Origin of the sequence: Streptomyces sp. NBRC 110028 (genome assembly GCF_001417735.1) — a bacterium.
Lineage (GTDB): Bacteria > Actinomycetota > Actinomycetes > Streptomycetales > Streptomycetaceae > Streptomyces.
Map to the genome: position 1 here is coordinate 24,520 of NZ_BBUZ01000024.1, position 24,612 is coordinate 49,131.

The 24,612-nt window shown below is 71.9% G+C and carries 25 protein-coding genes and 3 pseudogenes; 21 read left to right on the forward strand and 7 right to left on the reverse strand.

The genetic code is table 11. The annotated features are described in order from the left end of the window. The first annotated feature begins 26 nt into the window (after nt 1–26). The 9 genes and pseudogenes from ASC60_RS09395 (at nt 27) to ASC60_RS09430 (ending at nt 7,981) form a co-directional block, all read left to right on the forward strand. Nucleotides 27–1,964 carry a GDSL-type esterase/lipase family protein gene (locus tag ASC60_RS09395; RefSeq protein ID WP_055548876.1) on the forward strand — a complete coding sequence of 646 codons (1,938 nt, stop codon included), beginning with the start codon at nt 27–29 and terminating at the stop codon, nt 1,962–1,964. 46 nt (nt 1,965–2,010) lie between these two features. Then, a complete protein-coding gene (locus ASC60_RS09400; protein ID WP_055548878.1) occupies nt 2,011–2,208 on the forward strand; it encodes a hypothetical protein in 198 nt (65 codons plus the stop codon). A 124-nt stretch (nt 2,209–2,332) separates the two neighbouring features. Continuing rightward, a complete protein-coding gene (locus ASC60_RS09405) occupies nt 2,333–3,295 on the forward strand; it encodes an LLM class F420-dependent oxidoreductase (protein ID WP_055548879.1) in 963 nt (320 codons plus the stop codon). A gap of 137 nt (nt 3,296–3,432) precedes the next feature. Then, nucleotides 3,433–3,513, forward strand: coding sequence for a putative leader peptide (locus ASC60_RS43990; RefSeq protein ID WP_358626950.1), 81 nt, complete (start codon nt 3,433–3,435; stop codon nt 3,511–3,513). A gap of 206 nt (nt 3,514–3,719) precedes the next feature. Further along, nucleotides 3,720–3,959, forward strand: a pseudogene (locus ASC60_RS38970) (dimethyl sulfone monooxygenase SfnG); the annotation flags it as partial. A gap of 133 nt (nt 3,960–4,092) precedes the next feature. Next, a complete protein-coding gene (gene ssuE, locus ASC60_RS09415) occupies nt 4,093–4,647 on the forward strand; it encodes an NADPH-dependent FMN reductase (protein WP_055548883.1) in 555 nt (184 codons plus the stop codon). Nucleotides 4,648–4,754: 107 nt separating this feature from the next. Next, a complete protein-coding gene (locus tag ASC60_RS09420) occupies nt 4,755–5,900 on the forward strand; it encodes an LLM class flavin-dependent oxidoreductase (protein WP_055548885.1) in 1,146 nt (381 codons plus the stop codon). Nucleotides 5,901–5,939: 39 nt separating this feature from the next. Beyond that, a complete protein-coding gene (locus ASC60_RS09425; protein ID WP_107097028.1) occupies nt 5,940–6,641 on the forward strand; it encodes a response regulator transcription factor in 702 nt (233 codons plus the stop codon). Next, on the forward strand, nt 6,638–7,981 hold the full coding sequence (locus ASC60_RS09430) for a cell wall metabolism sensor histidine kinase WalK (protein WP_055548887.1): 1,344 nt from the start codon (nt 6,638–6,640) through the stop codon (nt 7,979–7,981). The genes ASC60_RS09425 and ASC60_RS09430 overlap by 4 nt, the downstream gene beginning before the upstream one ends. 41 nt (nt 7,982–8,022) lie before the next feature. On the opposite strand, the gene ASC60_RS09435 is transcribed toward ASC60_RS09430, so the two are convergent. The 3 genes from ASC60_RS09435 to ASC60_RS09445 are packed head-to-tail and all read right to left on the reverse strand — an operon-like array spanning nt 8,023 to nt 11,031. Then, nucleotides 8,023–8,925, reverse strand: a complete 903-nt coding sequence (locus ASC60_RS09435; protein WP_055548889.1) for a LysR family transcriptional regulator — start codon at nt 8,923–8,925, stop codon at nt 8,023–8,025. Continuing rightward, nucleotides 8,885–10,429, reverse strand: a complete 1,545-nt coding sequence (locus ASC60_RS09440) for an MFS transporter (RefSeq protein WP_055548892.1) — start codon at nt 10,427–10,429, stop codon at nt 8,885–8,887. Before ASC60_RS09440 ends, ASC60_RS09435 begins: the two co-directional genes overlap by 41 nt. Then, nucleotides 10,426–11,031 (reverse strand): flavodoxin family protein, encoded by a 606-nt coding sequence (locus tag ASC60_RS09445; protein ID WP_055548894.1) that lies wholly within the window; start codon nt 11,029–11,031, stop codon nt 10,426–10,428. The genes ASC60_RS09440 and ASC60_RS09445 overlap by 4 nt, the downstream gene beginning before the upstream one ends. 228 nt (nt 11,032–11,259) lie before the next feature. Here ASC60_RS09445 and ASC60_RS09450 point away from each other — a divergent pair, with 228 nt between their 5' ends. Genes ASC60_RS09450 through ASC60_RS09490 form a run of 9 tightly spaced genes read left to right on the forward strand, consistent with a single transcriptional unit; the run spans nt 11,260 to nt 19,021 of the window. After that, nucleotides 11,260–12,075 carry a 2-amino-3,7-dideoxy-D-threo-hept-6-ulosonate synthase gene (locus tag ASC60_RS09450; RefSeq protein ID WP_079038293.1) on the forward strand — a complete coding sequence of 272 codons (816 nt, stop codon included), beginning with the start codon at nt 11,260–11,262 and terminating at the stop codon, nt 12,073–12,075. Beyond that, nucleotides 12,072–13,127, forward strand: a complete 1,056-nt coding sequence (locus ASC60_RS09455) for a 3-dehydroquinate synthase II (protein WP_055548897.1) — start codon at nt 12,072–12,074, stop codon at nt 13,125–13,127. Before ASC60_RS09450 ends, ASC60_RS09455 begins: the two co-directional genes overlap by 4 nt. Next, the gene (locus tag ASC60_RS09460) at nt 13,127–14,518 is read left to right on the forward strand and encodes a class I adenylate-forming enzyme family protein (protein WP_055548899.1); all 1,392 of its coding nucleotides are present in this window, start codon (nt 13,127–13,129) and stop codon (nt 14,516–14,518) included. The genes ASC60_RS09455 and ASC60_RS09460 overlap by 1 nt, the downstream gene beginning before the upstream one ends. Nucleotides 14,519–14,556: 38 nt before the next feature. Beyond that, nucleotides 14,557–14,829: an acyl carrier protein gene (locus ASC60_RS09465; protein WP_055548901.1), complete on the forward strand. Its 273-nt coding sequence runs from the start codon at nt 14,557–14,559 to the stop codon at nt 14,827–14,829. Further along, nucleotides 14,826–15,080 carry a phosphopantetheine-binding protein gene (locus ASC60_RS09470; protein WP_055548903.1) on the forward strand — a complete coding sequence of 85 codons (255 nt, stop codon included), beginning with the start codon at nt 14,826–14,828 and terminating at the stop codon, nt 15,078–15,080. Before ASC60_RS09465 ends, ASC60_RS09470 begins: the two co-directional genes overlap by 4 nt. After that, nucleotides 15,077–16,249: a beta-ketoacyl synthase gene (locus tag ASC60_RS09475; protein ID WP_055548905.1), complete on the forward strand. Its 1,173-nt coding sequence runs from the start codon at nt 15,077–15,079 to the stop codon at nt 16,247–16,249. The genes ASC60_RS09470 and ASC60_RS09475 overlap by 4 nt, the downstream gene beginning before the upstream one ends. Then, complete coding sequence (locus ASC60_RS09480; protein ID WP_055548907.1) at nt 16,246–16,851, forward strand: hypothetical protein; 606 nt, start codon at nt 16,246–16,248, stop codon at nt 16,849–16,851. Before ASC60_RS09475 ends, ASC60_RS09480 begins: the two co-directional genes overlap by 4 nt. Next, complete coding sequence (locus tag ASC60_RS09485; RefSeq protein ID WP_055548909.1) at nt 16,848–18,539, forward strand: class I adenylate-forming enzyme family protein; 1,692 nt, start codon at nt 16,848–16,850, stop codon at nt 18,537–18,539. The genes ASC60_RS09480 and ASC60_RS09485 overlap by 4 nt, the downstream gene beginning before the upstream one ends. Next, a complete protein-coding gene (locus tag ASC60_RS09490) occupies nt 18,536–19,021 on the forward strand; it encodes a hypothetical protein (protein WP_055548911.1) in 486 nt (161 codons plus the stop codon). The genes ASC60_RS09485 and ASC60_RS09490 overlap by 4 nt, the downstream gene beginning before the upstream one ends. 16 nt (nt 19,022–19,037) lie before the next feature. Here ASC60_RS09490 and ASC60_RS09495 read toward each other — a convergent pair whose 3' ends face one another. The 3 genes from ASC60_RS09495 to ASC60_RS09505 are packed head-to-tail and all read right to left on the reverse strand — an operon-like array spanning nt 19,038 to nt 20,259. Continuing rightward, on the reverse strand, nt 19,038–19,214 hold the full coding sequence (locus ASC60_RS09495) for a DUF397 domain-containing protein (RefSeq protein ID WP_370592901.1): 177 nt from the start codon (nt 19,212–19,214) through the stop codon (nt 19,038–19,040). 5 nt (nt 19,215–19,219) lie between these two features. Beyond that, nucleotides 19,220–19,405 (reverse strand): DUF397 domain-containing protein, encoded by a 186-nt coding sequence (locus ASC60_RS09500; protein WP_055548913.1) that lies wholly within the window; start codon nt 19,403–19,405, stop codon nt 19,220–19,222. Continuing rightward, on the reverse strand, nt 19,402–20,259 hold the full coding sequence (locus tag ASC60_RS09505; protein WP_055548916.1) for a helix-turn-helix transcriptional regulator: 858 nt from the start codon (nt 20,257–20,259) through the stop codon (nt 19,402–19,404). The genes ASC60_RS09500 and ASC60_RS09505 overlap by 4 nt, the downstream gene beginning before the upstream one ends. A 165-nt stretch (nt 20,260–20,424) precedes the next feature. Here ASC60_RS09505 and ASC60_RS09510 point away from each other — a divergent pair, with 165 nt between their 5' ends. Both ASC60_RS09510 and ASC60_RS38975 read left to right on the forward strand, forming a co-directional pair. Next, on the forward strand, nt 20,425–20,871 hold the full coding sequence (locus tag ASC60_RS09510) for an ATP-binding protein (RefSeq protein WP_055548919.1): 447 nt from the start codon (nt 20,425–20,427) through the stop codon (nt 20,869–20,871). A gap of 39 nt (nt 20,872–20,910) precedes the next feature. Beyond that, nucleotides 20,911–22,789: pseudogene (locus tag ASC60_RS38975) on the forward strand (FAD-binding and (Fe-S)-binding domain-containing protein); the annotation flags it as partial. 275 nt (nt 22,790–23,064) lie between these two features. On the opposite strand, the pseudogene ASC60_RS09520 reads toward ASC60_RS38975, so the two are convergent. Then, nucleotides 23,065–23,814, reverse strand: a pseudogene (locus ASC60_RS09520) (glycosyl hydrolase family 5); the annotation flags it as partial. 99 nt (nt 23,815–23,913) lie between these two features. On the opposite strand from ASC60_RS09520, the gene ASC60_RS42125 reads away from it, so the two are divergent. After that, complete coding sequence (locus ASC60_RS42125; protein ID WP_199830908.1) at nt 23,914–24,492, forward strand: UTRA domain-containing protein; 579 nt, start codon at nt 23,914–23,916, stop codon at nt 24,490–24,492. The last annotated feature ends 120 nt before the right edge of the window (nt 24,493–24,612 follow it).

Below are 24,612 nucleotides of genomic sequence, written 5' to 3' on the forward strand. Positions count from 1 at the left end.
CCATACGCAGACTCTTAGCGCTTGTCATGGCCACGACTTTGCTACTGCTGGGGCTGAGCCTCAGCACGGCCCACGCCGCCGCTCCCACCAGCGCCCTGGGGAACGGCTCGGTGACCGACCCGAACATCGTCTACACCGGCCGCTGGGACCTCGGCTCCGCCACCGCCGCCGTCCCCAACTGGACCGGCGGCTACCTCCAGACCGCGTTCACCGGCACGACGGTCAAGGTCAAGGCCCGGAACGCGGTGAACTTCTACGCCAGCGTCGACGGCGGCGCCGACGTCTTCTACACCGGCGTCAGGGGCACCGTCGACCTCACCCCGAAGCCCCTCCCCCAGGGCACCCACACCCTCCGCGTGTCCTACCGCTCCGGCGACACCGTCTTCCAGGGCCTGGTCCTCGACGCGGGCGCGGGCACCACCACCCCGCGCATCCCCGGCAAGCTCATCGAGTTCGTCGGCGACTCCATCACCGCCGGCGCCCTCACCGACCGGCTCGCGCTCGACTCGTACGGCTGGAAGACCGGCGAACAGCTCGGCATGCGCCACACCCAGATCGCCCGCGCGGGCTACTGCCTGGTCGCCAAGAGCGGCTGCGCGGGCCTGGCCACCCAGTTCTTCAAGACGGCCTCCACCGGCGACCAGAACTGGGACTTCTCCCGCTACCAGGCGAACGCCGTCGTCATCAACCTCGGCACCAACGACATCGGGCACGGCGTCACCGGGCCCGAGTTCCAGTCGGCGTACACCACCCTCCTCCGCGACATCCGCGCGAAGTACCCGAACGCGGCCCTCTTCGCCGTCCAGACCCTCAAGAAGCGGTACGTGGCGGAGACCAAGGCGGCCGTGAGCGCGCGCAACGGCGCGGGGGACACGAAGGTGACGTACGTGGACACCAGCGGCTGGCTCACCGACGGCACGGACTACGAGGACGGCGACGGCCACCCCAACGAGGCCGGCCACACCACGTTCGCGAACCGCCTGGCCCCCATCATCAGCGCCAAGCTGGGCGCGGCCGCCATGAAGTCCGCCGCCGCCCCGGGCCAGCCGGGCGACCCCAACATCAAGCTCAGCGGCCGCTGGGACACCACGACCTCCGCCACCGCCTACACCCCCTACTGGGCGGGCGCCTACTTCCGCACCGGCTTCACCGGCCGCACCGTGGGGCTCAGGCAACGGGGCGCCATCGACTTGTGGGCCAGCATCGACGGCGGCCCCGCCACCTTCTACGACGAGGCCAAGGGCACGGTGAACCTCACCCCCACCCCCCTCGCCGCCGGAAACCACACCCTCCAGGTCAACTACCAAGTCATCGCCGGCAGTTACCACGGCGACGCGGTCTTCCAGGGCCTGACCCTCGACAGCGGCGCCACCACCTTCGCCCCGCCCGCCCCGAAGAAGCTGATCGAGTTCGTCGGCGACTCCATCACCGTCGGCACCACCACCTCCCAGAACGCCCGCACCGCCTACGGCTGGCTCATCGGCGAACGCCTCGGCGCCGACCACACCCAGATCGCCCAGGGCGGCGCCGCACTCGTCGACACGGCGGACGACCGGATGAGCCTGGAGCAGCAGTTCACCAAGCTCAACCCCAACGCCGCCACGCCCGCCTGGGACTTCTCCCGCTACCAGGCCAACGCCGTCGTCATCAACCTCGGCACCAACGACGTGGGCCGCGGCGTGAGTTCGGCGCAGTTCCAGGCGTCGTACACCAGTCTCCTGCGCAAGGTCCGCACCGCCTACCCGGGCGCCTGGATCTTCGCCCTGCGCACCTTCAGCGGCCGCTTCGGCACCGAGACCAAGGCCGCGGTCACCGCCTTCGCCGACGCCAGGGCTTCGTACGTCGACACCACCGGCTGGCTGGCCGCCGGCGACCTCTCCGACTCCGTCCACCCCAACGACCAGGGCCACCGCACCATCACCACCCGCCTGGCCCCTCTCATCTCCGCCAGGCTCGGCGGCTGATCGAGTGACATGATGGCGCGCACCACAACAGAAGGAGGGGTGGAGTGTGATCGTGCTCGCATTGGCCGTCGTCCTGGTGCTCGTCGCCGGAGGGTGTGTCTGCGTCGTGTGGGCGGCGCGGGGCGGGCCGCGCTGGGTGCGCGCGGTGGCCGGCGTGACCTTGGGCATGGGTGAGGTGGTGCGCAGCCAGTCGAAGCGCAACCGCAGGGGCTCCGGCGGCGGCACCACGGGGGACGACGGCTGACCGGCGGCGCGGGCTGCGCGGGCGCATGACGCGGCCCGCGGCAGGCGGAGCCGGCCGGTCTCGGTGGCGCTCTCCGTCCTCGGGAAGCGGGTTTGAAAGCGGGGCAAACCGGTACCCGAGAGCCATGCGATGGGGATACACGATGATGACCGAGCAAGCCGGACCGCGTCAGCTCGTGAAGGACGTGGTCCGAGCCGAGCAGATCGGTTTCGACTTCTCGGTGACGTCCGACCACTACTTTCCGTGGCTGGAGTCCCAGGGGCACTCCCCCTATGCCTGGAGTGTGCTCGGGGCGGCCGCGCAGGCCACGTCGCGGATCCCGCTGACGACGTTCGTGACCTGCCCGAGTGTCCGTTACCACCCGACGGTGGTGGCGCAGAAGGCCGCCACGCTGCAGCTGCTGTCCGAGGGCCGGTTCCGGCTGGGGCTGGGGTCCGGCGAGAACCTGAACGAACACGTGGTGGGCAGCGGCTGGCCGGCGGCCGACATCCGGCACGAGATGCTGGAGGAGGCCGTGGAGATCATCCGCGCGCTGTTCAAGGGCGGTTACGTCAACCACCGGGGCACGCACTTCGACGTCGATTCCGCCAAGCTGTGGGATCTGCCCGACGAGGCGCCGCCCATCGGGCTCGCCGCGTCCGGCGAGGCGTCCTGCAGGCTGGCCGGGCAGCAGGCGGACATGCTGATCGCCACCGAGCCGAAGCCCGAGCTGGTGGACGCCTTCGAGCGGCACGGTGGCGAGGGCAAGCCGCGCATCGGCCAGCTGCCGATCGCGTACGACACCGACCGGGACGCGGCGATCGCTCGGGCCCATGACCAGTTCCGCTGGTTCGGCGGCGGCTGGAAGGTCAACTCCGAGCTGCCGGGCCCGGCCTCCTTCGAGGGCGCCACACAGTACGTACGGCCCGAGGACGTGGCCGCGTCCCTCCCGTGCGGCAATGACGTCGGGGAGTTCACGGACAAGCTCCGCCCGTTCGTCGAGGCGGGCTTCACGGACGTGGCCCTGGTCCAGATCGGCGGGGACCACCAGGAGCCCTTCTTCGACTGGGCCGAGAAGCAGTTGCTGCCCGCTCTCCGGGAGCTGTAGCGGCGAAACAACGCGAGCAACACCGGCTGGGCCGCGGGAATTCCGCGGCCCAGCCGCTTTCGTCCGCGTGTCCGGGATATGGAATCCGGGCCGGGACTTCTTGACCGGCCGGACTTTCCCCTGCTTGTATCGATGGCATGAAGCGACAGGACCTCACGCGGCGACGCCACGTCGACCTTGCGCGTGTCTCCAGCGCGTCCTGTCGCTGTCGGGCCTGAGCGAACGTTTCGGATCTCTCGACTTCCCTCGACTCCTTCCGCGTCGCCGCCCCTCCCCCTTCCTCAGCACCCCTGACCTGACCAGGCACGGACCAGGGCTGCTTTCTTCCGGCCGCCGCCTTTCCGGGTAACCCGCCTCATTTCCCACCGCGGCCGCCGCTTTCACGTGCGCCTGAGTGCCCGTATTCACGTTCCGGGAGTTCCCCATGCCCGCACATCCCCCTGTCGAATTCCCCAACGACCCGCCGCGTTACGCCCCTTGGGTGCCCGATGTCAGCGCCGATCCGGTCACCAGCCGCATCGAGCAGCGCACCGACTGGGGCTACGACGACCACCGCGAGCTGCCCGTGCCCGCCGAGAACAGCGGCTTCGGCCTCGCGCTGCTGCTCGCCACCCAGCGGCTGAAGGTCATCGCCGCCACCCACCCCGGGCTGTGGCCGGCCGGGGACTTCTCCAGCGCGTTCGGCGAACGCGTGCCGCCGCTGGTGCGCGAGCCGCAGGCACAGCTGCCGGACACCGAGCCCGCGCTCGCCTGACCCGCCCGCCACACCGCCCGCGACCCTCCCGAAAGGGGCCACCATGGCCACCGTCCTGTCCGTCTCCGGCTCCCCCTCCGCCACCTCCCGCACCGCCCGGCTGCTGCGCCACCTCGACGCCCGGCTCACCGGCCAGGGCCACGAGGTGATCCCGCTCGACGTCCGCACCATCCCCGCCACCGCGCTGCTCGGCGCCGACTTCGGGCATCCGGACATCGTCCGGGCCAGGACGCTGGTCGAGCGGGCGGACGGGGTCGTCGTCGGCACCCCCGTCTACAAGGCCGCCTACTCCGGGCTGCTGAAGTCCCTGCTGGACCTGCTGCCGCAGTACGCGCTGGCGGGAAAGACCGTGCTGCCGCTGGCCACCGGCGGCAGCACGGCGCACGTCCTGGCCATCGACTACGCGCTGCGGCCGGTGCTGTCCTCGATGGGCGCCGCACACATCGTGCAGGGCTGGTTCACGCTCGACAAGGACATCGACACCACCGCCGACGGCGGGGTGATCGTCGCCCCCGGCGCGGCCGAGGCGCTGGAGCAGGTCGTCGACCAGTTCTCCGTGGCACTGGGGCACCGTCCCGTGCTCGCGGCCGCGAGCTGACGCGTGCCACGGCGGGCGGCGGGGTGACGGCGCTGAACGGCACCCCGCCGCCCCGGCACGGCCTTCCGCAACTCCCCCTTTCCCCGCCCCGATCGGAGCCGCGCAGCATGTCCCTCACCTTTCACTGGTTCCTGCCCACCAACGGCGACAGCCGCCATGTCGTCGGCGGCGGCCATGGAACGCCCGTCACCGCGGCCGGTGGCGACCGGCCGCCGTCCGTCGGCTACCTGGCCCAGATCGCCCGCGCCGCCGAGGACCTGGGCTTCGTCGGGGCGCTGACGCCGACCGGGGCGTGGTGCGAGGACGCGTGGCTGACGACGGCGATGGTCAGCCAGCACACCGAGCGGCTGAAGTTCCTGGTGGCGTTCCGGCCGGGGTTCGTCTCCCCCACCCTCGCCGCGCAGATGGCCTCGACCTACCAGCGGCAGACCGGCGGACGGCTGCTGCTGAACGTGGTCACCGGGGGCGAGAGCCACGAGCAGCGGGCGTACGGCGACTTCCTCGACAAGGAGGCCCGCTACCGGCGCACCGGGGAGTTCCTGGAGGTCGTGCGCGGGCTGTGGGACGGCAAGACGGTGGATCTGGCGGGCGAACACCTCCAGGTGGCGGACGCCTCCCTGGCCCGGCTGCCCGATCCGGTGCCCGAGGTGTACTTCGGCGGCTCCTCGCCCATCGCCGGTGAGGTGGCCGCCCGCCATGCGGACGTCTACCTCACCTGGGGCGAGCCGCCCGCCCAGGTCGCGGAGAAGATCGCCTGGATCCGGGGGCTCGCGGCCGAGGAGGGCCGTACGATCCGCTTCGGCATCCGGCTGCACGTCATCACGCGCGACACCGGCGAGCAGGCGTGGGCGGAGGCCGGGCGGCTGCTGGACGGTTTCGATCCGGAGACCGTGCGGTCCGTGCAGGAGGGGCTGGCGCGCAGCGAGTCCGAGGGGCAGAGGCGCATGCTCGCGCTGCACGGCGGTGGCCGGGACGGGCTGGAGATCCACCCCAATCTGTGGGCGGGCATCGGCCTGGTGCGCGGCGGCGCCGGTACGGCCCTGGTCGGCAGCCACGCGGAGGTGGCGGAGCGGATCGCCGAGTACCACCGGATCGGGATCGACGAGTTCGTGCTGTCCGGCTATCCGCATCTGGAGGAGGCGTACTGGTTCGGCGAGGGCGTGCTGCCGCGTCTGCGGCAGCAGGGGCTGTGGTCCCATCCGGCGCGCCCCGGCCGCCTGAGCCGGCCGGTGCCGAGCGGTCGGCCGAGATAGTACGCACCGCCCCCGGAGCCGGGCTGCCAAGATGAGCGAATGATCTACCCAGCCGATACACAACGGTCGACTGCGGATCAGACACGGCTGTTACTGGTCGAGGACGACCGGGAGACCGCAGACATGCTGGCCGAATTGTTCGTCTCAGAGGGCTATGACGTCGAGGTGGCGTACGACGGCCACCGGGGGCTCCATCTCGGCCTCGGCCGGCGTCATCAGGTGATGGTCATCGACCGGATGCTGCCCGGTATCGACGGCCTGGACCTGCTGAAACGATTACGGCGGGTCGGTGTCACCGCCCGGGTCCTGGTACTGACCGCGCTGGGCGAGCTGGGGGACCGGGTCACCGGCCTCGACTCAGGTGCGGACGACTACCTGGTCAAGCCGTTCGAAGTGGACGAACTGCTGGCCAGGGTGCGGGCGCTGCACCGGCGCGACCTCGCGGACGCCGAAGTTCTGCCGCTCGGCGACGGGGACGGGCAGCTGGACCTGCGGCGCCATGAGGTGCGTCTCGCCGACGGCAGCCGGATCGAGCTGTCCCCGCGCGAATTCGGTCTGCTGCACGCGCTCGCGGACGGCCCCAAGCGGGTGCACGACCGCTCGCACCTGCGCGAGCGCGTGTTTCCCGATACCTCGGCGGAGTCCATCGTCGACACCTACGTCTACTATCTGCGGCGGAAACTGGGCCGTGGTGTCGTCCGCACGGTGCGGGGGCGCGGCTACCGGATGGGCTCGCTGTGATCTCCCTTCCGGTCCGTCTGCCGCGCCGCCCGGCTCCCGGCCCCGAGCAGCGGCGGCTCGCCTCCGCCCAGTGGTCGATCACCCTGCGCATCTCGCTGGTGATGTCGGTGATCATGCTGCTGGTCGTGGCCATCGTGTACTCCGTCGTGCTGTTCGCCCAACGCGCCGACGCCGAGCGCGAGACGCAGTGGGGCATCCGGCACAACACCGTCGACAGCCCGCCGGTCTGCGTGTGGATCACCGTGGAGCGGGACGGAGTGCTCCGCAGCACCCGCGGCACCCCGGACGGCCTCCCCGTGATGTCCAGCCTGAACGCGGTCCGGGCGGGTGCTCGCCCGGTGCTGGAGCGGGTGGAGCGCGGTGGCGAGCAGTACACGGTGCGCACCGCGCGGCGCGGCGACGAGATCGTGCAGGCGGCGTACGGCGAACGGTTCCAGCGGGCGGACCGCGAACACCTGCTGCTCGCCTTCGCGACGGCCGAGTCGATCGGTCTGCTGCTCGTCGCCGTGGCGAGCGGCAGGCTCGCGCGGCGGGCGATGACGCCGCTGTCCGAGGCGCTGGACCGGCAGCGGCGGTTCGTCGCGGACGCCAGCCATGAACTGCGCACCCCGCTGACCCAGTTGCACACCCGCGCCCAGCTGCTGGCCCGGCGCTCCGGTTCGGAGCGCCCGCAAGCGCTGACCGCCGACCTCCAGCGCCTGGTGACCGGGACCCGGCAGCTCGGTGACGTCATCGACGACCTGCTGCTGTCCGCGCGGCTGTCCCAGTCGCCGGGGGCGTACGATCCGGTCGACCTCGCCGCCCTCGCCGAGGAGGCGGTGGCCGCCGAGGACGCCCGGGCCCTGTCGATGGGGCTGACCGTGCGGACGCGGCAGGGGCCGGGGCGGCACGTGGTGATGGGCACCGCCCCCGCGCTGCGCCGGGTGATCGCCGCGCTGGTCGACAACGCGATGGGGCACACCCCGCCCGGCGGGGAGGTCGTGGTGTCCGTGGACGCCCCGCGCCCCGGGGTCGTGTCGTTGTCCGTGCGCGACACCGGGGTGGGGATCGCTCCGGAGGAGGCCGATCGCCTCTTCGAGCGGTTCGCCCGGGGGACGGCCGGGCGGGGCAGGCGGTTCGGGCTCGGTCTGGCGCTGGCCCGGGAAGTCGTCGAAAGCCATCGGGGACGGATCACCGCCGGTGGAGGCCCGGGGCACGGCGCGCTGTTCACCGTCGAGCTTCCGGCGGCGCGGGCGGGCGACACGACGGGCGGCGCGACGGGCGGCGCGATCCCACGGCAGCGGTCGATCGCGGCGTGCCTGTCCGTCGTGGCCCGGCAGCCGGGCGGCCCCGGGCGCTGACCGCGCGCCCGGGCGCGTCAGCCGTCCAACTCGTCCGCCGGTCATGAGGCGCGTGGGCGGCACCGGTCGAGCGCGCCCGCGTCGATGTCCCCGGCCAGCTCCGCCAGTGGCGAACCCGCCGGCCACACCAGCCGGGTCCGGCGCCACAGCCGCCCGCCCGCCAGCCGTTTCAGGGCGATGCCCGGGCAGCGGTCGCCCGGGGCGGCGAAGACGCCGACCGCGTTCCCGGCGCCGACGATGGCCGCCGCGGTGGTCTGGTCGGCGCCGAAGTAGCGGAACCGCGGGGTGAACCCGGCCCGCTCGCAGGCGATCCGCAGGCTCAAGCCCAGGCCGTCGGAGCGGTCTCCGGGGGCGACCCAGATCTCCTCGGCCAGCTCCTCCAGGGTGATCAGCTGCCGGTGGGCCAGCCGGTGGCCGGGGGCCAGGCCGATCAGCACGGGTTCGGTGCCGAGGTCCCGTACGGTGAACTCGCGGACCGCGGGCGGGCCGACGTCCGGGAACTCGCTGACGACCGCGAGCGCGATCTTCTCCATACGCAGCAGCTCCAGCACGGCCTGGGAGGAGGGCTCCAGATACGTCAGCTGTTCGTGGTGCGGCAGCCGCTCCCGTACGAGCGCGGCGATCAGCGGCACCCACGGGTTGTCCACGCCGCCCAGCGCGACGGCCCGCGGCGGTTCGGCGGGCCGGGCGAGCGTACGGGCCGTGGCGATCAGATCGCCGAACTCGTCCAGCAACTCCCGGGCCCGGCCCACCACATGGACACCCAGCTCGGTCGGCACGACGCCCTGCGGACGGCGGCGGAACAGCGGCCCGCCCAACTCCTGCTCGATACGGCGGAGTTGAGTGGAGAGCCCGGATTGCGCGATGTTCAGCGTGGCGGCAGCGCGGCTGATACTGCCGGATTCAGCCACGGTGAGCACGATCCGCAGGTGGCGCAGACCCATATCCACTTCCTGCCTCCGTCGGTGATGGTCGTGGCCGGAAATAGCCGATGACGAGTACGGCACCGGCCAGGGACAGCAGCGCCGTCCACGTGGCGGTGACGTAGAGGGCGTGCAGATAGGCCCGGTCGGCGGCGGCGAGGAGTTCGGGCCGGTTCAGCGTCGCGGCCACCGCCCGGGCGGCCTCCGCGGAATCCAGCGCCCGGCCCCGGGGGCCGGGGGACAGACCGTCGAGCGCGGGCCGGATCTCGCCGCGATACGAGGTGGCGAGCACCGAGCCGAGGACCGCGACCCCGAGGGTGCTGCCCACGGGCCGGGTGGCGGCGCTGACGGCCGCGCCCGCGCCGGTGTACCGGGCGGGCAGGACGGCCATCATCTCCGCCGTCATCGGCGCCACCACCAGCCCGATACCGGCGCCCTGGACGAACAGCACCACCGCGATCGAGGCCACCGGGGTGGCCGCGTCGAAGAACACGTACGCGCCGAAGGTGGCGCTGGAAAGGAGGATCCCGGCGACCGCGCACCACCGCACGGTGAGCCACCGCGCGAGCCCCGGGGAGATCTGGTTGCCGAGGACGATGCCACCCGCCGCGGCGGCCATCACCACTCCGGCGGCCGGCGCCGACAGGCCGTGCACCCCCTGCAGATAGAAGGCGCAGTAGAAGAGCTGCCCGGCCAGGCCGAAGAAGAGCAGCAGCAGGGTCACGCTGCCGCCCGCGAAGCGCGGCTCGGTGAACAGCCGCACGTCGAACCCCGGCGCCTCCCGGCCGCTCTGCGTCCGTACGAACACCGCCAGCAGCGCGAGCCCGGCCACCAGCGGCAGCAGCGCGGCCGGGCTCGCCCAGCCGGACGGGCGGCCGCCCTGGATGACGCCGTACACCACCAGGCCGAGGCCCAGCACGGAGAGCAGCAGCGCCACCGGGTCGAGCACCCGGCGCTCGGCGTAGCGCAGTTCGGGCACCAGCAGCGCCACACCGGCCAGGCATACGGCCACCACCGGCAGGTTGACGAGGAACACCGACCCCCACCAGAACCGGCTGAGCAGCGCACCGCCCACCACCGGCCCGGCCGCGACGGCCGCGCCGCCCGCGGAGGCCCACACCGCGATGGCGCGGGTGCGGTGGGCGGGCGCGGTGCCACGGGTGACGATCGCCAGCGTGGCCGGGGTGATGAGCGCCCCGCCCGCGCCCATGAACCCCCGGGTGACGATGAGTTCGGTGGCGCCGGGCGAGAACGCGGCCAGCGCGGAGGCGACGGCCAGGAGCAGCAGCCCGGCGGCCAGGGTGCGGCGCGGCCCGTAGCGGTCGGCGAGGGCGCCACCGGCGAAGCTGCCCGCGGCGAACACCAGCGAGTACGAGGCGTTGGCCCACGCCAGCTCCGCGGAGTCGGCGCCGAGGCCGCGTACCGGATCGGCGAGGGTTTCCATGGCCACGTTGAGGACCGTGTTGTCCAGCAGGACCAGCGTCTGCGCCAGCACCGCCACGGCCACGGCCCACCACTGCCTCACGGCGTCAGCGCTTCTCTCCCCGCGACGACGGTCCGGGTGATCTCCGCGACCCGGTGGCCGAGGTGTTCGGCGGTGGCGAGGTCGGACGGGTGCACGGTGCCCGACCGGTCGTCCACGGGGGACTGTGCGCCCGCGCCCTGGAAGAAGCCGAGCCGGTTCAGGTCGGATTCGCCGCCGCGGCTGGAGTTCCAGCCGGAGGCCAGGCCGAGGCCGACCCAGAGCATGCCGTGCTGGGCGGCGAGGGTGGCGAAGTACCCCAGCGTCCCCGACTTGTCCCCGGCCATGGAGCCGGAGTTGGTGAAGCCCGCCGCCACCTTGTCCTGCCAGCGGCGGGCGAGCCAGCGCCGGGCGCTGGCCTCGGCGAAGGTGTGGAAGGCGGCGGAGGCGGTGCCCATGTAGGTGGGCGCGCCGAAGACGATCGCGTGGGCGTCGTCGAGCAGCTGCCAGTCCTCGTCGGTGATCCGGTCGACCCGGACGAGGGTGACCTTGGTGTCCGGGGCCCGGCTCGCTCCGGTGCGTACGGCCTCCCCCAGCCGTGCGGTGTGTCCGCGTCCGCCGTGACAGGCGATCGCGATGTGTACCGGGTGGGTCAAGGCGTTCAAGCCGGCCTCCTCGAAAACGCTGTTCCGGGTCCGGTTCTTGGCTCAGAGCCGTCGGGCAGCCTGCCACAGCCGTCTCAGAGGTTTCTCAGAGCCGCATAACCGCCAAGTGATGGAGATTCGCTATCGGCTCGCCCTCGCACGGGCGTGCCATTCTGACCCGGCAATCCCGAAGCACCCCCAAGAACCCCCGAAGCACCGTCCACCCGTTGGAAGAGGTGTTCCCGGCACATGACCGATTTGGGTAAGTCACTCCGGATGCGGAGGCTGTCCGCCGTGGGGGACGGCAGATACCTCTTCGTCCCGCTCGACCACAGCGTGTCCGACGGGCCGGTGGTGCCCCAGGCTCGCTGGAACGGGCTGCTGAGCGCGCTGGTGGACGGCGGCGCGGACGCGGTGGTCGTCCACAAGGGCCGGGCGCGCGCGATCGCCCCGGGCGTCCTGCGCCACTGCGCGCTGGTGGTGCACCTGAGCGCCGGAACGGTGTACCAGGCCGACGCCGACGCCAAGGTGCTCGTCGGCGACGTGGAAGAGGCGGTGCGGCTGGGCGCGGACGCGGTGAGCGTGCACGTGAACCTCGGCTCGGACACCGAACACCGGCAGCTGGCCGACCTCGGGACCGTCGCGGCCTCGTGCGACACCTGGAACATGCCACTCCTCGTGATGATCTATCCGCGAGGCCCGCGGATCGCCGATCCGCACGACCCGGCGCTGCTCGCCCACGCCGTCAACATCGCCGCGGACCTCGGCGCCGACCTGGTGAAGACATCGGTCGCGCTGCCGCTGCACCGGATGGCCGAGGTGGTGGACAGCTGCCCGCTGCCGGTCCTCGCCGCGGGCGGCCCGCCCGACGGTACGGACCTGATCGGCCACGGGACGTCGTTGATGCTCGCCGGCTGCCGTGGCCTCGCGGTCGGCCGCCGGATCTTCTCCTCACCCTCCCCCGCGTCGCTGGTGAAGCGGCTCGCGGCCGTCGTCCACGCGGTCGACGGTATCGACACCGGAACGGCCCCCCATCCCCCGACGATTGCGACAGGTGCCGCATGAAGTTCGCCTGGATCGACCTCAGAACCGTGCCGCAGGACCAGCTGGAGTCCGTCGTGGACGCCGCCATCCACACCCGGACCCACGGTGTGCTCTGCGACGACGAAGCCGTCCTCAAGGCCCTGCCCCCGACCATCACCGGCGTCACCACCACACCGGTGACCGACGAGAAGCAGCTGTACGGCCTCGACGCCGGCACCGCGGACCGGGTCGTCGCGGGCTGGGTCGACGTCCACGACGAACCGTCGCTGCGGCTGGCGTGCGCCGCCGCCGTCACGCTGCCGTTCACCGTGGTCCGCTTCGCCGACCCGACGAAGATCCCGCTGGAGATCGTGCTCGCCGCCGCCGACCGCTCCGAGGGCAAGCTGATCACCGTCTGCGCGGACCTGGAAGAGGCCGCCACCGTCCTCGACGTGCTCGAACGCGGTTCGGACGGCATCCTGCTGGCCCCCTCGACCGCGGGCGATGTGTTCGCGCTGGCCCGGCTGCTGGAAGCCGGTACGGAACCGCTGAACCTGACCACGCTGACCGTCGAGGGCATCGAACACCACGGGCTCGGCGACCGGGTGTGCGTGGACACCTGCAGCCACTTCGCCGAGGACGAGGGCATCCTCGTCGGCTCGTACTCGACCGGCTTCATCCTGTGCTGCAGCGAGACCCACCCGCTGCCGTACATGCCGACCCGCCCCTTCCGGGTCAACGCGGGCGCCCTGCACTCCTACGTCCTCGGTCCGGACAACCGCACCAACTACCTGAGCGAGCTGCGCGCGGGCCGCACCACCCTCGCCGTCAACGCCGAGGGGCGCACCCGGCCGGTCCTCATCGGCCGCGCCAAGCTGGAGTCCCGGCCGCTGCTGACCATCACCGCGCGCTCCCCCGAAGGCGTCGAGGTGAGCCTGACCGTCCAGGACGACTGGCACGTACGGGTGCTCGGCCCCGGCGGACGGGTCCACAACGTCACCGAGCTGCGGCCCGGCGACGAACTGCTCGGCCATCTGGCCACCGACCAGCGCCATGTGGGCCTCCCCATCGGCGAGTTCTGCCGGGAACAGTGATGAGCGGCGACATCGGCATGCGGACGCTCGTCGAGACGCTGTTCGACGCCCACCCCGGCGAACTGCCCTGCCTCGTCCACGGCGATCACCCGGTGAGCCGCGCCGAGGTACGCGCCGCCGCGGCCAGCGAGGCGGACGTGTTCGCCGGGTACGGCATCGGCGAGGGCACCACGGTGATGCTGCGGATACCGCCGAGCTTCACCCAGATCGAGGTGCTGCTCGCGCTGTGGCGGCTGGGCGCCCAGGTGATGCTGGTCGACCACCGGCTCAAACAGTCCGAAGTGGACGCGTTGCGCGCGCTGTGCCATCCGCAGTTCCTGGTCGGCTCGGGTATGGCGGGGCGCGCACCGCTGCGGTTCGAGCCCCGCTACGAGGTGGTCACCTCCCGCTTCCCGGACGGCCGGGCCGCGGCGACCGGCCACCGGCTGGTGCAGTTCAGCTCCGGTTCCACCGGGCTGCCCAAGGTGATCGGGCGGACCCCGGCCTCGCTGGCCGCCGAGATCGAACGGTTCACCCGGATCGAGGGCATGCCCACCCTGGGCGAGCGGGTGCTGCTGCTCAGCTCGACCGCGCACAGCTTCGGGCTGATCGCCGGGGTGCTGCACTCGCTGGTCGCGGGCGTCGCGGCCGTGTTCGCCCGCCGGGTGTCCGCCAAGGACATCCTCGCAGCGGCCGGGCGCCACGATGTGCACGCGATATTCGGCACCCCGTTCCACTACGAACTGCTCAGCACGGCCAAGGAGTTGCCCCCGCTTCCCGCCTTGCGCGCCGCGGTGTCCGGCGGCGAGATCATGCCCCCGGAAACGGCGGCGCGGTTCGCCGACCGCTTCGGCATCGGAGTCGGCGAATCGTACGGAACCACCGAGACGGGCGTCATCGCGATGGAGGTCAGCGGAGCCTCGCGCCCCACCGTCGGGCGCGCCGCCCCCGGTGTGCTCTTACGCGTCCACGAGGGCGAGCTGGACGTCTGGCTGCCGGACGGCTCCCCGTATCTGCACGCCTCCGGCGGCGGCCGCTACGCCGACGGCTGGCTGCACACCCGCGACCGGGCCGAACTCGACCCCACCGGAGCCGTGCGGCTGCTGGGCCGCGGTGACTCGTTGGTGGTCATCGGCGGCCTCAAGGTCGATCTGACCGAGGTGGAGGACGTGCTGCGCCACCACCCGGGGGTCAGCGGGGCCGTGGTCGTGCACGCCGGTACCACCGAGGCGTACGTGTCCACCGCACCGGACGGCCCCTCGGCCGGGGAGCTGCTGCGCTGGTGCCGGGACCGGCTGGCCGACTACAAGGTGCCGCGCGTCATCCAGGTCCTCCCGGACCTGCCCCGCACCTCCAACGGCAAGCTCATCCGCCGCCGCGAGGCTCTGCTCGCCCGCTCCCCCGGCCACTGACCTCATATCACCGCTGCCGAAAGAAGGGTTGCCGCACCATGGAGACGGCATTGGAGAAGGAGATCCGTCAGTTCGTGCTCAGCACGATCAGCGAGGACATGAACCACCCGCTCGACACGGACGAGATCACCGACGCCAGCCCCCTGGGCACCGGTGGCATCGACATCGACTCGCTGAGCCTGATCGAGCTGGTCCTGCGGATCGAGCGCCGGTTCGGGGTGAAGTTCCCGGACACCGATTTCGAACCGGTCGGCGCGATGAACCTCGGCGACCTGGTCGACGACGTCATCAAGCGGGGCGCCACGGCATGACCGCGGACATCACCACCGACGTGGTGCGGGAGCTGCTGTCCGACCCCAAGATCTTCGCAGCCCTGCCGCCCGAACTGGACGACGACGCCGACCTGGCGCTGGACTCACTGGGCCTGGTGTGGTTCCTGCACCAACTGGAGCTGCGCTACGGGCTGGAGATCGAACCGGCCGAGGCGTTCCTCGCCGAGTTCACCTCGGTACGGCGCATCACCGCCTACCTCAACGATCACCACCTGGTGGACCGCCCATGACCCATGAGGTGCTGCTGACCGGCTTCGGGGTACGGACGGCCTTCGGCACCGGGGCGGACGCGCTGCGGGAGGGCGTGTTCGACGGGAACCCCGCGTTCGCCCCGATCACCCGCTTCGACACCGGCCCGTACCGTACGGGGCTGGCCGCGACGTGGGGCGGGGCCGTCCCGCTGCGCGAGGTGCTGGCCGACGTGGCCGGGGCGGCGGTGGCGATGGCGGGGCTGCCGAGGGACACGGAGGCGGCCGTCCTGGTGGGCACCGCGGGCGACTTCACCGCCCTGACCCATTTCTGGCGCACCGCGCCCGGCTCCCCCGACCACGCGGTCGAGACCGACCGCGCCGCCGTGGCCGACCGCGCCGTCGAGACCGTGCCCGGGTGGCAGGCCGCGGCGCTCGGGGACGCCCTCGGGGTGCGCGGCACCCGGCTGGCGTTCACCAACGCCTGCGTCGCCTCGGCCAGTGCCACCGCGCACGGCTGCCAGCTCATCGCCACCGGCCGGGCCGACGTCGTGGTCTGCGCGGGGGCGTACCTCGTGGAGGAGGAGAACCTGGCCAAGTTCGGGTCGGGGTTCGCCCTCTCCCGCGACGGGGCGGTACGGCCGTTCTGCGCCGACCGCAGCGGGCTGCTGCTGGGCGACGGGGCCGCCGCCGTCGTCCTCGAATCGGCCGGGAACGCCCGGCGCAGGGGAGCGCGTGCGCTCGGCGCGGTGACCGGCTGGGGTGCCGCCTCCGACGCCCACCACATCGCGCGCCCGCACCCCGAGGGCACCGGGCTGGTCACCGCCGCACGGCGGGCCCTGCGGCGGGCGGGCGGGCCGCGTATCGACTACGTGAACGCGCACGGCACCGCGACCAAGTCCAACGACCCCGCCGAGACACGCGGGCTGCACACGCTCTTCGGCGCGGACGCGCCCCACGTGCCGGTCAGCTCCACGAAGAGCACGACGGGACATCTGCTGGAGGCATCCGGAGTGGTGGAACTCGTCATCACCCTGCTCGCGCTGCGGGACGGGGTCCTGCCGCCCACCGCCGGGTTCACCGAACCGGATCCGGCCTGCGACCTCGACTACGTACCGAACCGGCCCCACAAGGCCGACATCCGGCGGGCGCTCACCGTCAACGCCGCGTTCGGCGGCGCCAACACCGCGCTGATCGTGGAGCGCGCGTGATCGCCGCGATGGCCGGTCCGGCCGCGCCGCCCGTCGCCGGTTTCGTGGAGTCCGCCTTCAACCCGCTCGTGCACCAGGCCGTCGAGCGATGCCTGACCGCCCACCCCGGCGACGGCTCCCGGACCGCGATGGTCCTGGCCAGCACGATGGGCGACGCCACCACCCTCGACCTCGGCAGCCGCCGGCTCGTCGCCGGGCAGGTGCACAACCCGCTGCTGTTCATGCAGAGCACCGCCAACGCGATCCTCGGGCAGCTCAGCCGGGACTTCGCCGTCACCGGACCGCTGCTGTGCCTGTCCACCGTGGCGGACCTGGCCGGGGAGCTGCTGTCCACCACCGAACTCCTCCTCACCGACAAGGAGTTGGACCGTGTCGTGCTCATCGGTGTCGAGCTGGCCGGCACCGGGCGCACCACGGCCGCGTACCGCGAGCTGCGCACCATCGGCCCGCCCGCCGAAGACCGGGCCGTGGCCCTCGTGATCGACCGCGACGACCCTCACCCGCACCCCCGTCCCCCGTACGGCACCCCGCCCACCGCGTACGGCACCCTCCGCGGCCTGGTCGAACTGGCCGCCCGAATCCAAGGAACCGACCGCCCATGATCACCAAGGAAGAACGCGCGCGGATCAGCCAGGACGCCGCCTTGGGTGCCGGGAACGTGATCCACCGGCTGAAGGCGTACGGCAGACCGCTCGGCGAACAGGCGCTGTGGACCGACGCCACCTGGCAGGCCCCGGACGGCGGCCACCCCGAGGTGCTGACCTTCGGCGAACTGCACGAGGCCGTCGAGATCTACGCGCGCTGGTACCACGCGCACGGCGTGCGGCCCCGCGACCCGGTGGCGATCCAGACGTACTCCAGCACCGAATTCGCCATCAACTTCCTCGCGCTCACCTCCCTCGGCGCGATCCCCTCCTTCGTCAACGGCAACCTCCGCCCCGAGATCGCCCGCGAGTACGTGCGCCGGCAGGGCGCGGTGGGCGCCCTCACCGATCAGGCCCACCGCTCCGTCCTGGCTCCCCACAGGGACGAACTGGGCCTCGCCTTCTGCGCCACCGCCGCCGGCATCCGCGCGGACACGGCCCGCGGCCCGCTCCCGGCGTCGTACCCGTACGCCCACCACGCCACCGACCCGATCATCATTTCCCACTCCTCCGGCACCACCGGCATGCCCAAGGCCGTCCCGCACACCCACGAGACGCTGCTGTACGCGCAGTTGCACCGGCTGAAGCTGTCGGTCGGCTCCGCGATGGGCAGGCTGCTGGTCGCGATGCCCGGTTCGCACAACGCGTCCATCTCGGTCATGCTCTTCGGCTTCCTGCTGCGCTCGCCCGTCCTGCTGCTGTCCAGCCAGCGCGGCGTGGACGTCCTGGACGCGATGGAATCGTTCCGCCCCACCACCGTCTTCGCGTTCGCCGGGACGTACGGGGAGATGGCGGCCCAGGACCTCGCCGCACGCGATCTGTCCAGCGTTGAGGCCTGGTACAACACCGGCGACGCGGCGCACGAAACCCACATCAGGGCGCTCATCGCGCTGGGCAGCCATGACACGATCGGCCGCGACCTCAAGCGCTGCCGCGTCCCCGGCTCCGTCTTCACCGACGGGCTCGGCTCCTCCGAGACCGGCTACTCGCTCTTCCACAACGGCCACAAGCCCGGCCGCTCCTCGTACTCCCGCTGCGTCGGCAAACCGATGAGCTTCGCCGAGGCCGCGGTGCTCTCCGAGGACGGCCGCCCGCTGCCACCCGGCGAGGTGGGCCGCCTCGGTGTCCGCTCCCCCACCCTCACCCCCGGCTACTGGAACGACTCGCTGACGTTCCACCGGCTGCGGCTCGGCGGCTACTGGCTCACCGGCGACCTCGCCTACCGCGACGAGGACGGCAACTTCTACCACCTCGACCGCGCCCCCGACGCCGTCCGCACCGCCGCGGGCCTGGTGTTCAGCACCCGCACCGAGGAGTTGCTGCTGCGCGAACTGCCCGGACTCGACGACTGCACGGTGGTGGCCGTCGCCCCCGAGGGCGTGCGCGCCGACTGGGACGGCGACGGAACGGCCGACGCGTACGTCCTGCTCCAGGTGCGCCCGGACGCGGCGGACACCGGCGACTGGACGGGAACGGTCAACCGGATCCTCACCGCCGAGGGCTTCCCGCCGCTCACCGGGGCGCTCCGGATGGACGCGAACGACGTGGTGAAGGGCGCCACCGGCAAGGTGCTCAAACGGGAGATGCGCGAACGCTTCCGGTCCCGCCTGGCGGGCGGGCGTGGCCTGGACGGAACGTCCCGATGACCACCAGCCCCCGGCCCATGGACGTGTACCGCCAGTGGTGGCTGCACGACGCCCGCTGGTACCAGGGCGTGGCGAAGCGGTTCGGCCACACGGCGGCCAACGAGATCAACGCCGAGGCGCTGCGCTACGTGGCCGTCCAGGCGGGCAAGCGCATCGCCCGCCTGCACGGCGGAAAACCGGCCGCCGACTTGGAGGAACTGCGCTGCCGGTACGAGGCGTGCTCCGAGTGGATGTTCCCGAGCGAACTGCGCGACGGCGGCACGGCGGTGCTCCCGGACGGCGAGATCGAGCTGACCATGCGGCAGAACTTCGCCGTGGCGATGGTCCGGATGGCCGGTTCGCTGGACGGCTACGACTGCCCGTGCACGGACATCCACGCGGGCTGGTCGGAGGGGCTGGGCGTCGAGCTCACCCGCAACTGCGCGACCGCCTGTCTGCGCAACGGCGACCCCGCGTGCCGGTTGCTGATGCGGCCCGGCTGAGCCCCTCCGCTCGCGCTCAGCCGCCCGCCGCGAACCGCACGAACCGCACCCAGCCGTCGGGGGTGACGGCGAGGTGGGGGCGGCTCGTGTCCTTGGAATCCCGAACGTGAACGGCCTCCTCGGACACGGCCACCTCCACGCAGTCGTCGCCCTGGGCGCTGCTGTGGCTGGACTTGAACCAAGCGAGCTTCATCAGGCTCAGCCGCCCGCCGCGAACCGCACGAACCGCGCCCAGCCGTCGGGGGTGACGGCGAGGTGGGGGCGGGTCGTGTCCTTGGAGTCCCGCACGTGAATGGCCTCCTCGGACACAGCCACCTCCACACAGCTGTCGCCCTGGGTGCCGCTGTAACTGGACTTGAACCAAGCGAGTTCCGACGTGCTCATAACTCTCCTCGCATCCGCTCCAGCAGGCCCCGCGACTCTTTGGGGTTGAGGGCCTGTGAGCGCAGTGTGTCATAACGCTGTTGGAGGAGAGAGACCTCTTTCCTGTCAGCAATCAGCCGTCCGTTCTGCTGCCCTTCCGAGTAGGCGAAGCGCCGTCCCTCCGGTGTCTCCAGCAGCTGCACAGGTCCGTCCAGACAGGCGTGGGACTCGGCGCCCAGCGGCATGATCTGGAGGCTCACATTGCGCGGCGCACTGTGCTCCAAAACGTAGTCGTACAGGGACCGCGTCACCTCCGGGCCACCGAGCGTCTTCCGGAATACGGACTCTTCCACAATGAAGCTGAACGGCACATTCGACCTCTCGTGCAGCATTGTCTGGCGTCCCAGTCGAGCGATGAGTTGTGCCTCCAACTGCTCGTCCGTCAGCAGCGGGATGCTGTTGTCGAACACCGCCCGCATGTACCCCTCGGGCTGCAACAACCCCGGAACCAACCGGCACTCATACGTGCACAGGCTCACCGCCTTCCGCTCAAGCCACGCCCACCGGCGGAACCACGCCGCGAACCCCGGCTCGCCCCGCGACAGGAACCTGGCCGACCTCCGCAACGCGCCCGTGTTACCGAAGACCTCCTCCGCCCGCTCCACGAACGCCTCCTCCGGCATACGCCGCCCCAGCTCCACCGACTCCACGGTGTGCTTGGAGAACCGGACCAACTCCCCGAACTCCGCCCGGCTCAGACCGGCGTGTTCTCGCAGAGCCTGGACGACCGCCCCGAACGTCCGCAGACTGTCCGAAGGATCGGGCTCCCGTCCCCAGTCACCGTCTCCCGCCACACAGGCGTCATCAATCGTCATACGCGGCCACCTCCAGGTGCGTACGTTGTGCGAGGCCCCCGCGCTCGTCTCACCCAGAGTGACGCACGAAACGCCGTACCGTCTACCGAAAGTGCCCGTACGCTGACCCTCCGTACGCCGCGCGCCGCTGGCGAGTCGCCGCGCGCACCCGCGACCGTTGCCCCCATGAACGCAAGCACACCCCAACTCCCCGCCACGACCCGCACCTTTGCCCAACGCTTGTCCTCCACGCGGCGCGGGGCCCGCCTCGCCCGGCTGCTCGCCGTGGGGCAGCTCCGTAGCTGGCCGGTGTCACCCGCCGTCACCGAACGCGCGGAGCGCATCGTCGCCGAGCTGGCCGCCAACGCGGCGATCCACGGACGCGTCCAGGGCCGGGACTTCCGGCTCGCGCTGACCCTGGACGAAGCCCACGGCACCCTGCGCATCGAGGTGGCCGACACCCGTGGCGAGAAACTGCCCGCCCTCGGACCCGCCCCGGGGCCGGACAGCGAGTCGGGGCGCGGCCTCCTGCTGGTCGCCGCGCTCGCCGACCGCTGGGGTACGCAGCCGCGCCACCCCGTGGGCAAGACCGTGTGGGCGGAGTGCGACTCCCGTCAGGTGTCGGACGGATAGAACCGCGCGTACCAGCGGCGCGGCGCGCGGCTGGTGGGGGCGGCGGCGGTGACCGGGAGAACGGGCCCGAGGACGCACACCACGCTGCGCGCGGAGGTGGACCTGGTGCCCGTACCGCCGTACCAGTCGCTGCTGGTGCTCGGCTACGACGACATCTGCGCGGCCGCCGACGATGTGCCCCGGCTGCTGGAACACTGCGCGCCCAGCGCGCTGGAGGCCCTGGACGGGCGGATGGCCCAGCTGATGCGCGAGGAGCACGCCTACCTCGAATCGCTCAACTCCCTCCCCGACGGGGACAGCTGGCTGCTGGTGCAGTTCAGCGGGGACAGCGAACGGGACGTCGACGAGCAGGCGTACGCGCTGCTGCACGCGGTGGGGCGGGACGAGAAGGACACCACCGTGGCCTTCTCCGACAACCCCCAGCGCGAGGAGCGCATGCTCAGGGCCCGGGAGGCGGGCCTCGGCGTGACCGCGCGCCCGCCGGACGACCGGGAGACGTGGGAGGGCTGGGAGGACTCCGCCGTCCCGCCCGAGCGCCTGGGCGACTACCTCCGCGACCTGAAGGAGCTGTTCGGGGAGTTCGGCTACGACCACCCCTCCCTGTACGGGCACTTCGGGCAGGGCTGTGTGCACACCCGCATCCCCTTCGGGCTGAGGACCGCCGACGGCGTGGCCGACTTCCGGCTGGCGCTCCACCGAGGTCCGCGACGCCCTCGACCTGTGCCTGGCGTGCAAGGGCTGCAAGTCGGACTGCCCGACCGGTGTCGACATGGCGACGTACAAGGCCGAATTCCTCGCCCACCACTACGCGGGCCGCCCGCGCCCCGCCGCGCACTACTCCATGGGCTGGCTCCCGCTGTGGGCCCGGCTGTCCCGTATCGCGCCGCCCCTGGTCGACGCGGCGACCCAGGCGCCGGGCCTGGCCCGCCTCGGCAAACGGCTGGCCGGCGTCGACAGCGCCCGCCCGGCGCCCCTGTTCGCCCGGCAGTCCTTCCTCCAGTGGTGGCGCGCCCGCCCCGCCGGCCCCGGCGGGGAGCCAGACCCGGCCGACCCGCGCACCGTGGTGCTCTGGCCGGACACCTTCAGCACCTACTTCCACCCCTCGGTCGCCACCTCGGCCGTGCGCGTCCTGGAAGACGCGGGCTTCCGCGTCGCCGTACCGACCACCCCGGTCTGCTGCGGCCTGACCTGGATCTCCACCGGCCAGCTGGCCACCGCGAAGAAGGTGCTGCGCCGCACGCTCCGGACCCTGCGGCCCTACATCGAAGCGGGCACCCCCGTCATCGGCCTCGAACCCTCCTGCACCGCAGTGTTCCGTGCCGACGCCCCCGAACTGATGCCCGCCGACCAGGACATGCGGCGGCTGACCGCCCAGTTCCGCACCTTCGCCGAACACCTCGTCCACCACGCCCCCGACGGCTGGCAGCCGCCCGCCCTCACCCGGCAGGCCGTCGTCCAGACCCACTGCCACCAGCACGCCGTCATGAAGGACGACCCGGACCGCGAGCTGATGCGCCGGGCCCATCTCGTCACCGACGTCCTCGACGAGGGCTGCTGCGGCCTCGCCGGGAACTTCGGCTTCGAACGCGGCCACCACGAGATCTCCATGGCCATCGCCGAACAGGGCGTCCTGCCCGCCGTACGCGCCGCCGCCCCCGGCAGCCTGCTCCTCGCGGACGGCTTCAGCTGCCGCACCCAGATCGAGCAGGGCGACACCGGCCGCCGGGCCCTCCACCTGGCCGAAGCCCTGGCCCTGGCCCTGGACGGCCCCCTCCCCACCGACCACCCCGAACGCCTCGCCCAGCGCCCCTCCCCGCCCTCCGCCGCGGCCCGCTGGGCCACCGCCACGGCCGCGGGGACAGCCGGTCTCGCTCTCACGGCAACCGCCGTACGACGCCTCACCCAAGGACGTCGCTGACAGCGAACGGCCGGTCAACCGCGACCATGCGCCATCGAGTTCCAGCGGCGATCAGCGGGTGGCGAAGATGGGCCTGGGAGCCGCTCCCCACGCTGCCTCACCTGTTCCCTCCGGGGCCTCCTCCACCGCCACCGCCCCCGCCACCGATGCCGCCTGAGCCGCCCTTCAAGCCACCGGACGGCCCGGTGGTGAAGTGACGGCGGGGATCGGACGGCGCCCCCGGGGACTGCGGGCAGAGCGAGGCGAACGACAGACGGCGAAATTCGCGCCTATCAATTCACCGTCGCGGAGAACGAATTCACCGCGAGGCCCGCGCCGCCCGACCACGGCTCGAAGCCGGACTGGATGCTCGTCAGGTACCAGGAGCGATCGGCCAGGCCGCGGTTCATCGCCTGAGCGACGAAGTCCATGACGTTGAAGCCCCAACTGGAGAGCGCGGACGACGACACGAACGTGATCACGTTGTTGGTGCCGTTCCAGCCGGTCCACACCTGCCAGGACATCCCGCCGACGGTGGCGGTGCCGACCTGGGAACCGACAGGGGCGATCGAACCGACCCTGTTGTACCAAACCATGATCTCGGTCCGGTTCACTCCGTCGGTCTTCGGCGTCGGGTCGAGCCAGATGTCGTACGAGGCGTCGAAGACGGCGCCACCGACGTAGGTGAAGGACGTGTTGGTGGGGGCGCTGCCGATCGAACCGAGTTGCTTGGGCAGGTTGGTACCCGGCGTGCACTTGGTGTAGTGGCAGCCGTAGAAGACCGACGGATAGGACTTCGGGGCCCCGTTCGTGGGCACCGAGCCGTCCGCCCGGGTGATGGTGAAACCGCTGCCGGTTGCGTTGATGCACTGGGGCGCGCTCGTACCCCAGCGGTTGTTCTGCACCACGTAACGGCCCTGGATGGTGGTGGTCGCGTACTGGTCGCACAGTTCCGCGGCCGCGTCCGCGTGTGCGCCTGACGCCGTGGCCAGCAGGCCGCACAGGGATAACAGCGTGGCCAGCAGGACCGATGTCACCGACCTCATGGAAGTGATCACGAGATTCCCTCCTCGACGGCAGGGAGCACCTTGGGAGCGCTCCCACCAATTTTCCGGAATGTAGGACCCCGGGGGCCGGCAGACAAGATGTGCGCCAAAACTGCCCCGCGGCGCGCTCTCTTCGACGCACATGCCGAACTGGCCGGGAACGGTCACTTCGAATCCGGCACGGATTCCTGGTGGAACCCCGTGCACCAGCTACGGCGGCTGAAGTACGACCTCGACGACAACGTGATCGCCGTCGAACTCTCCGCCACCCCCTTCTCATTGGCACCTCGTCTGAAAGAGGAAAACCTCGACCACCTGACCACGTACGACTACTTCGCCCGGATCGGCGTCCCCGCCGCCAAATCCCGCGTTTACGTCGACCCGATCGCGCTCGACGCCGTGACCGCGGCCCGGCTGAGCGTGCCCGAGGGCCAAGCGGTGATCCGGCTCCGCCGGTTGACCTGGCTTCGGTCCCACTGCCCCGACCCTGCCCGGCGGCACGCCTACCCCAGTCCGCGCCGGACGTCGGGACGGCGGCCGTGCGCGGAATACACACCAGCCGTGATGTCCGCGTCCCGCTGCGTGCGGAATACCGGCAGGGTGCCCGTGTCCGGATTGATGCGGGCCAGGTCTTCAGGGTCCAGGGATGAACCCGGTTCGTGTCCTCCGGATCTGTGATGTCGGAGAGGAAGAAGCCGACGCCGCTGGCGTCCGCACGCGTGGCCCGGCCGGTCAGTGAGAGCAGGCAGAACGTGTAGCGGTATCCAGGTGTGCCGGATCGGTGACTTGGGTGCGAGG

Excerpts from the sequence above, each read along its gene's own strand:
- ASC60_RS09395 (WP_055548876.1), top strand. The coding sequence starts at position 27 with ATGGCCACGACTTTGCTACTGCTGGGGCTGAGCCTCAGCACGGCCCAC.
- ASC60_RS09405 (WP_055548879.1), top strand. The coding sequence starts at position 2,333 with ATGCGATGGGGATACACGATGATGACCGAGCAAGCCGGACCGCGTCAG.
- ASC60_RS43990 (WP_358626950.1), top strand. The coding sequence starts at position 3,433 with ATGAAGCGACAGGACCTCACGCGGCGACGCCACGTCGACCTTGCGCGT.
- ssuE (WP_055548883.1), top strand. The coding sequence starts at position 4,093 with ATGGCCACCGTCCTGTCCGTCTCCGGCTCCCCCTCCGCCACCTCCCGC.
- ASC60_RS09420 (WP_055548885.1), top strand. The coding sequence starts at position 4,755 with ATGTCCCTCACCTTTCACTGGTTCCTGCCCACCAACGGCGACAGCCGC.
- ASC60_RS09425 (WP_107097028.1), top strand. The coding sequence starts at position 5,940 with ATGATCTACCCAGCCGATACACAACGGTCGACTGCGGATCAGACACGG.
- ASC60_RS09435 (WP_055548889.1), bottom strand. The coding sequence starts at position 8,925 with ATGGGTCTGCGCCACCTGCGGATCGTGCTCACCGTGGCTGAATCCGGC.
- ASC60_RS09450 (WP_079038293.1), top strand. The coding sequence starts at position 11,260 with ATGACCGATTTGGGTAAGTCACTCCGGATGCGGAGGCTGTCCGCCGTG.
- ASC60_RS09455 (WP_055548897.1), top strand. The coding sequence starts at position 12,072 with ATGAAGTTCGCCTGGATCGACCTCAGAACCGTGCCGCAGGACCAGCTG.
- ASC60_RS09460 (WP_055548899.1), top strand. The coding sequence starts at position 13,127 with ATGAGCGGCGACATCGGCATGCGGACGCTCGTCGAGACGCTGTTCGAC.
- ASC60_RS09465 (WP_055548901.1), top strand. The coding sequence starts at position 14,557 with ATGGAGACGGCATTGGAGAAGGAGATCCGTCAGTTCGTGCTCAGCACG.
- ASC60_RS09470 (WP_055548903.1), top strand. The coding sequence starts at position 14,826 with ATGACCGCGGACATCACCACCGACGTGGTGCGGGAGCTGCTGTCCGAC.
- ASC60_RS09475 (WP_055548905.1), top strand. The coding sequence starts at position 15,077 with ATGACCCATGAGGTGCTGCTGACCGGCTTCGGGGTACGGACGGCCTTC.
- ASC60_RS09485 (WP_055548909.1), top strand. The coding sequence starts at position 16,848 with ATGATCACCAAGGAAGAACGCGCGCGGATCAGCCAGGACGCCGCCTTG.
- ASC60_RS09490 (WP_055548911.1), top strand. The coding sequence starts at position 18,536 with ATGACCACCAGCCCCCGGCCCATGGACGTGTACCGCCAGTGGTGGCTG.
- ASC60_RS09495 (WP_370592901.1), bottom strand. The coding sequence starts at position 19,214 with ATGAAGCTCGCTTGGTTCAAGTCCAGCCACAGCAGCGCCCAGGGCGAC.
- ASC60_RS09500 (WP_055548913.1), bottom strand. The coding sequence starts at position 19,405 with ATGAGCACGTCGGAACTCGCTTGGTTCAAGTCCAGTTACAGCGGCACC.
- ASC60_RS09505 (WP_055548916.1), bottom strand. The coding sequence starts at position 20,259 with ATGACGATTGATGACGCCTGTGTGGCGGGAGACGGTGACTGGGGACGG.
- ASC60_RS09510 (WP_055548919.1), top strand. The coding sequence starts at position 20,425 with ATGAACGCAAGCACACCCCAACTCCCCGCCACGACCCGCACCTTTGCC.
- ASC60_RS42125 (WP_199830908.1), top strand. The coding sequence starts at position 23,914 with ATGTGCGCCAAAACTGCCCCGCGGCGCGCTCTCTTCGACGCACATGCC.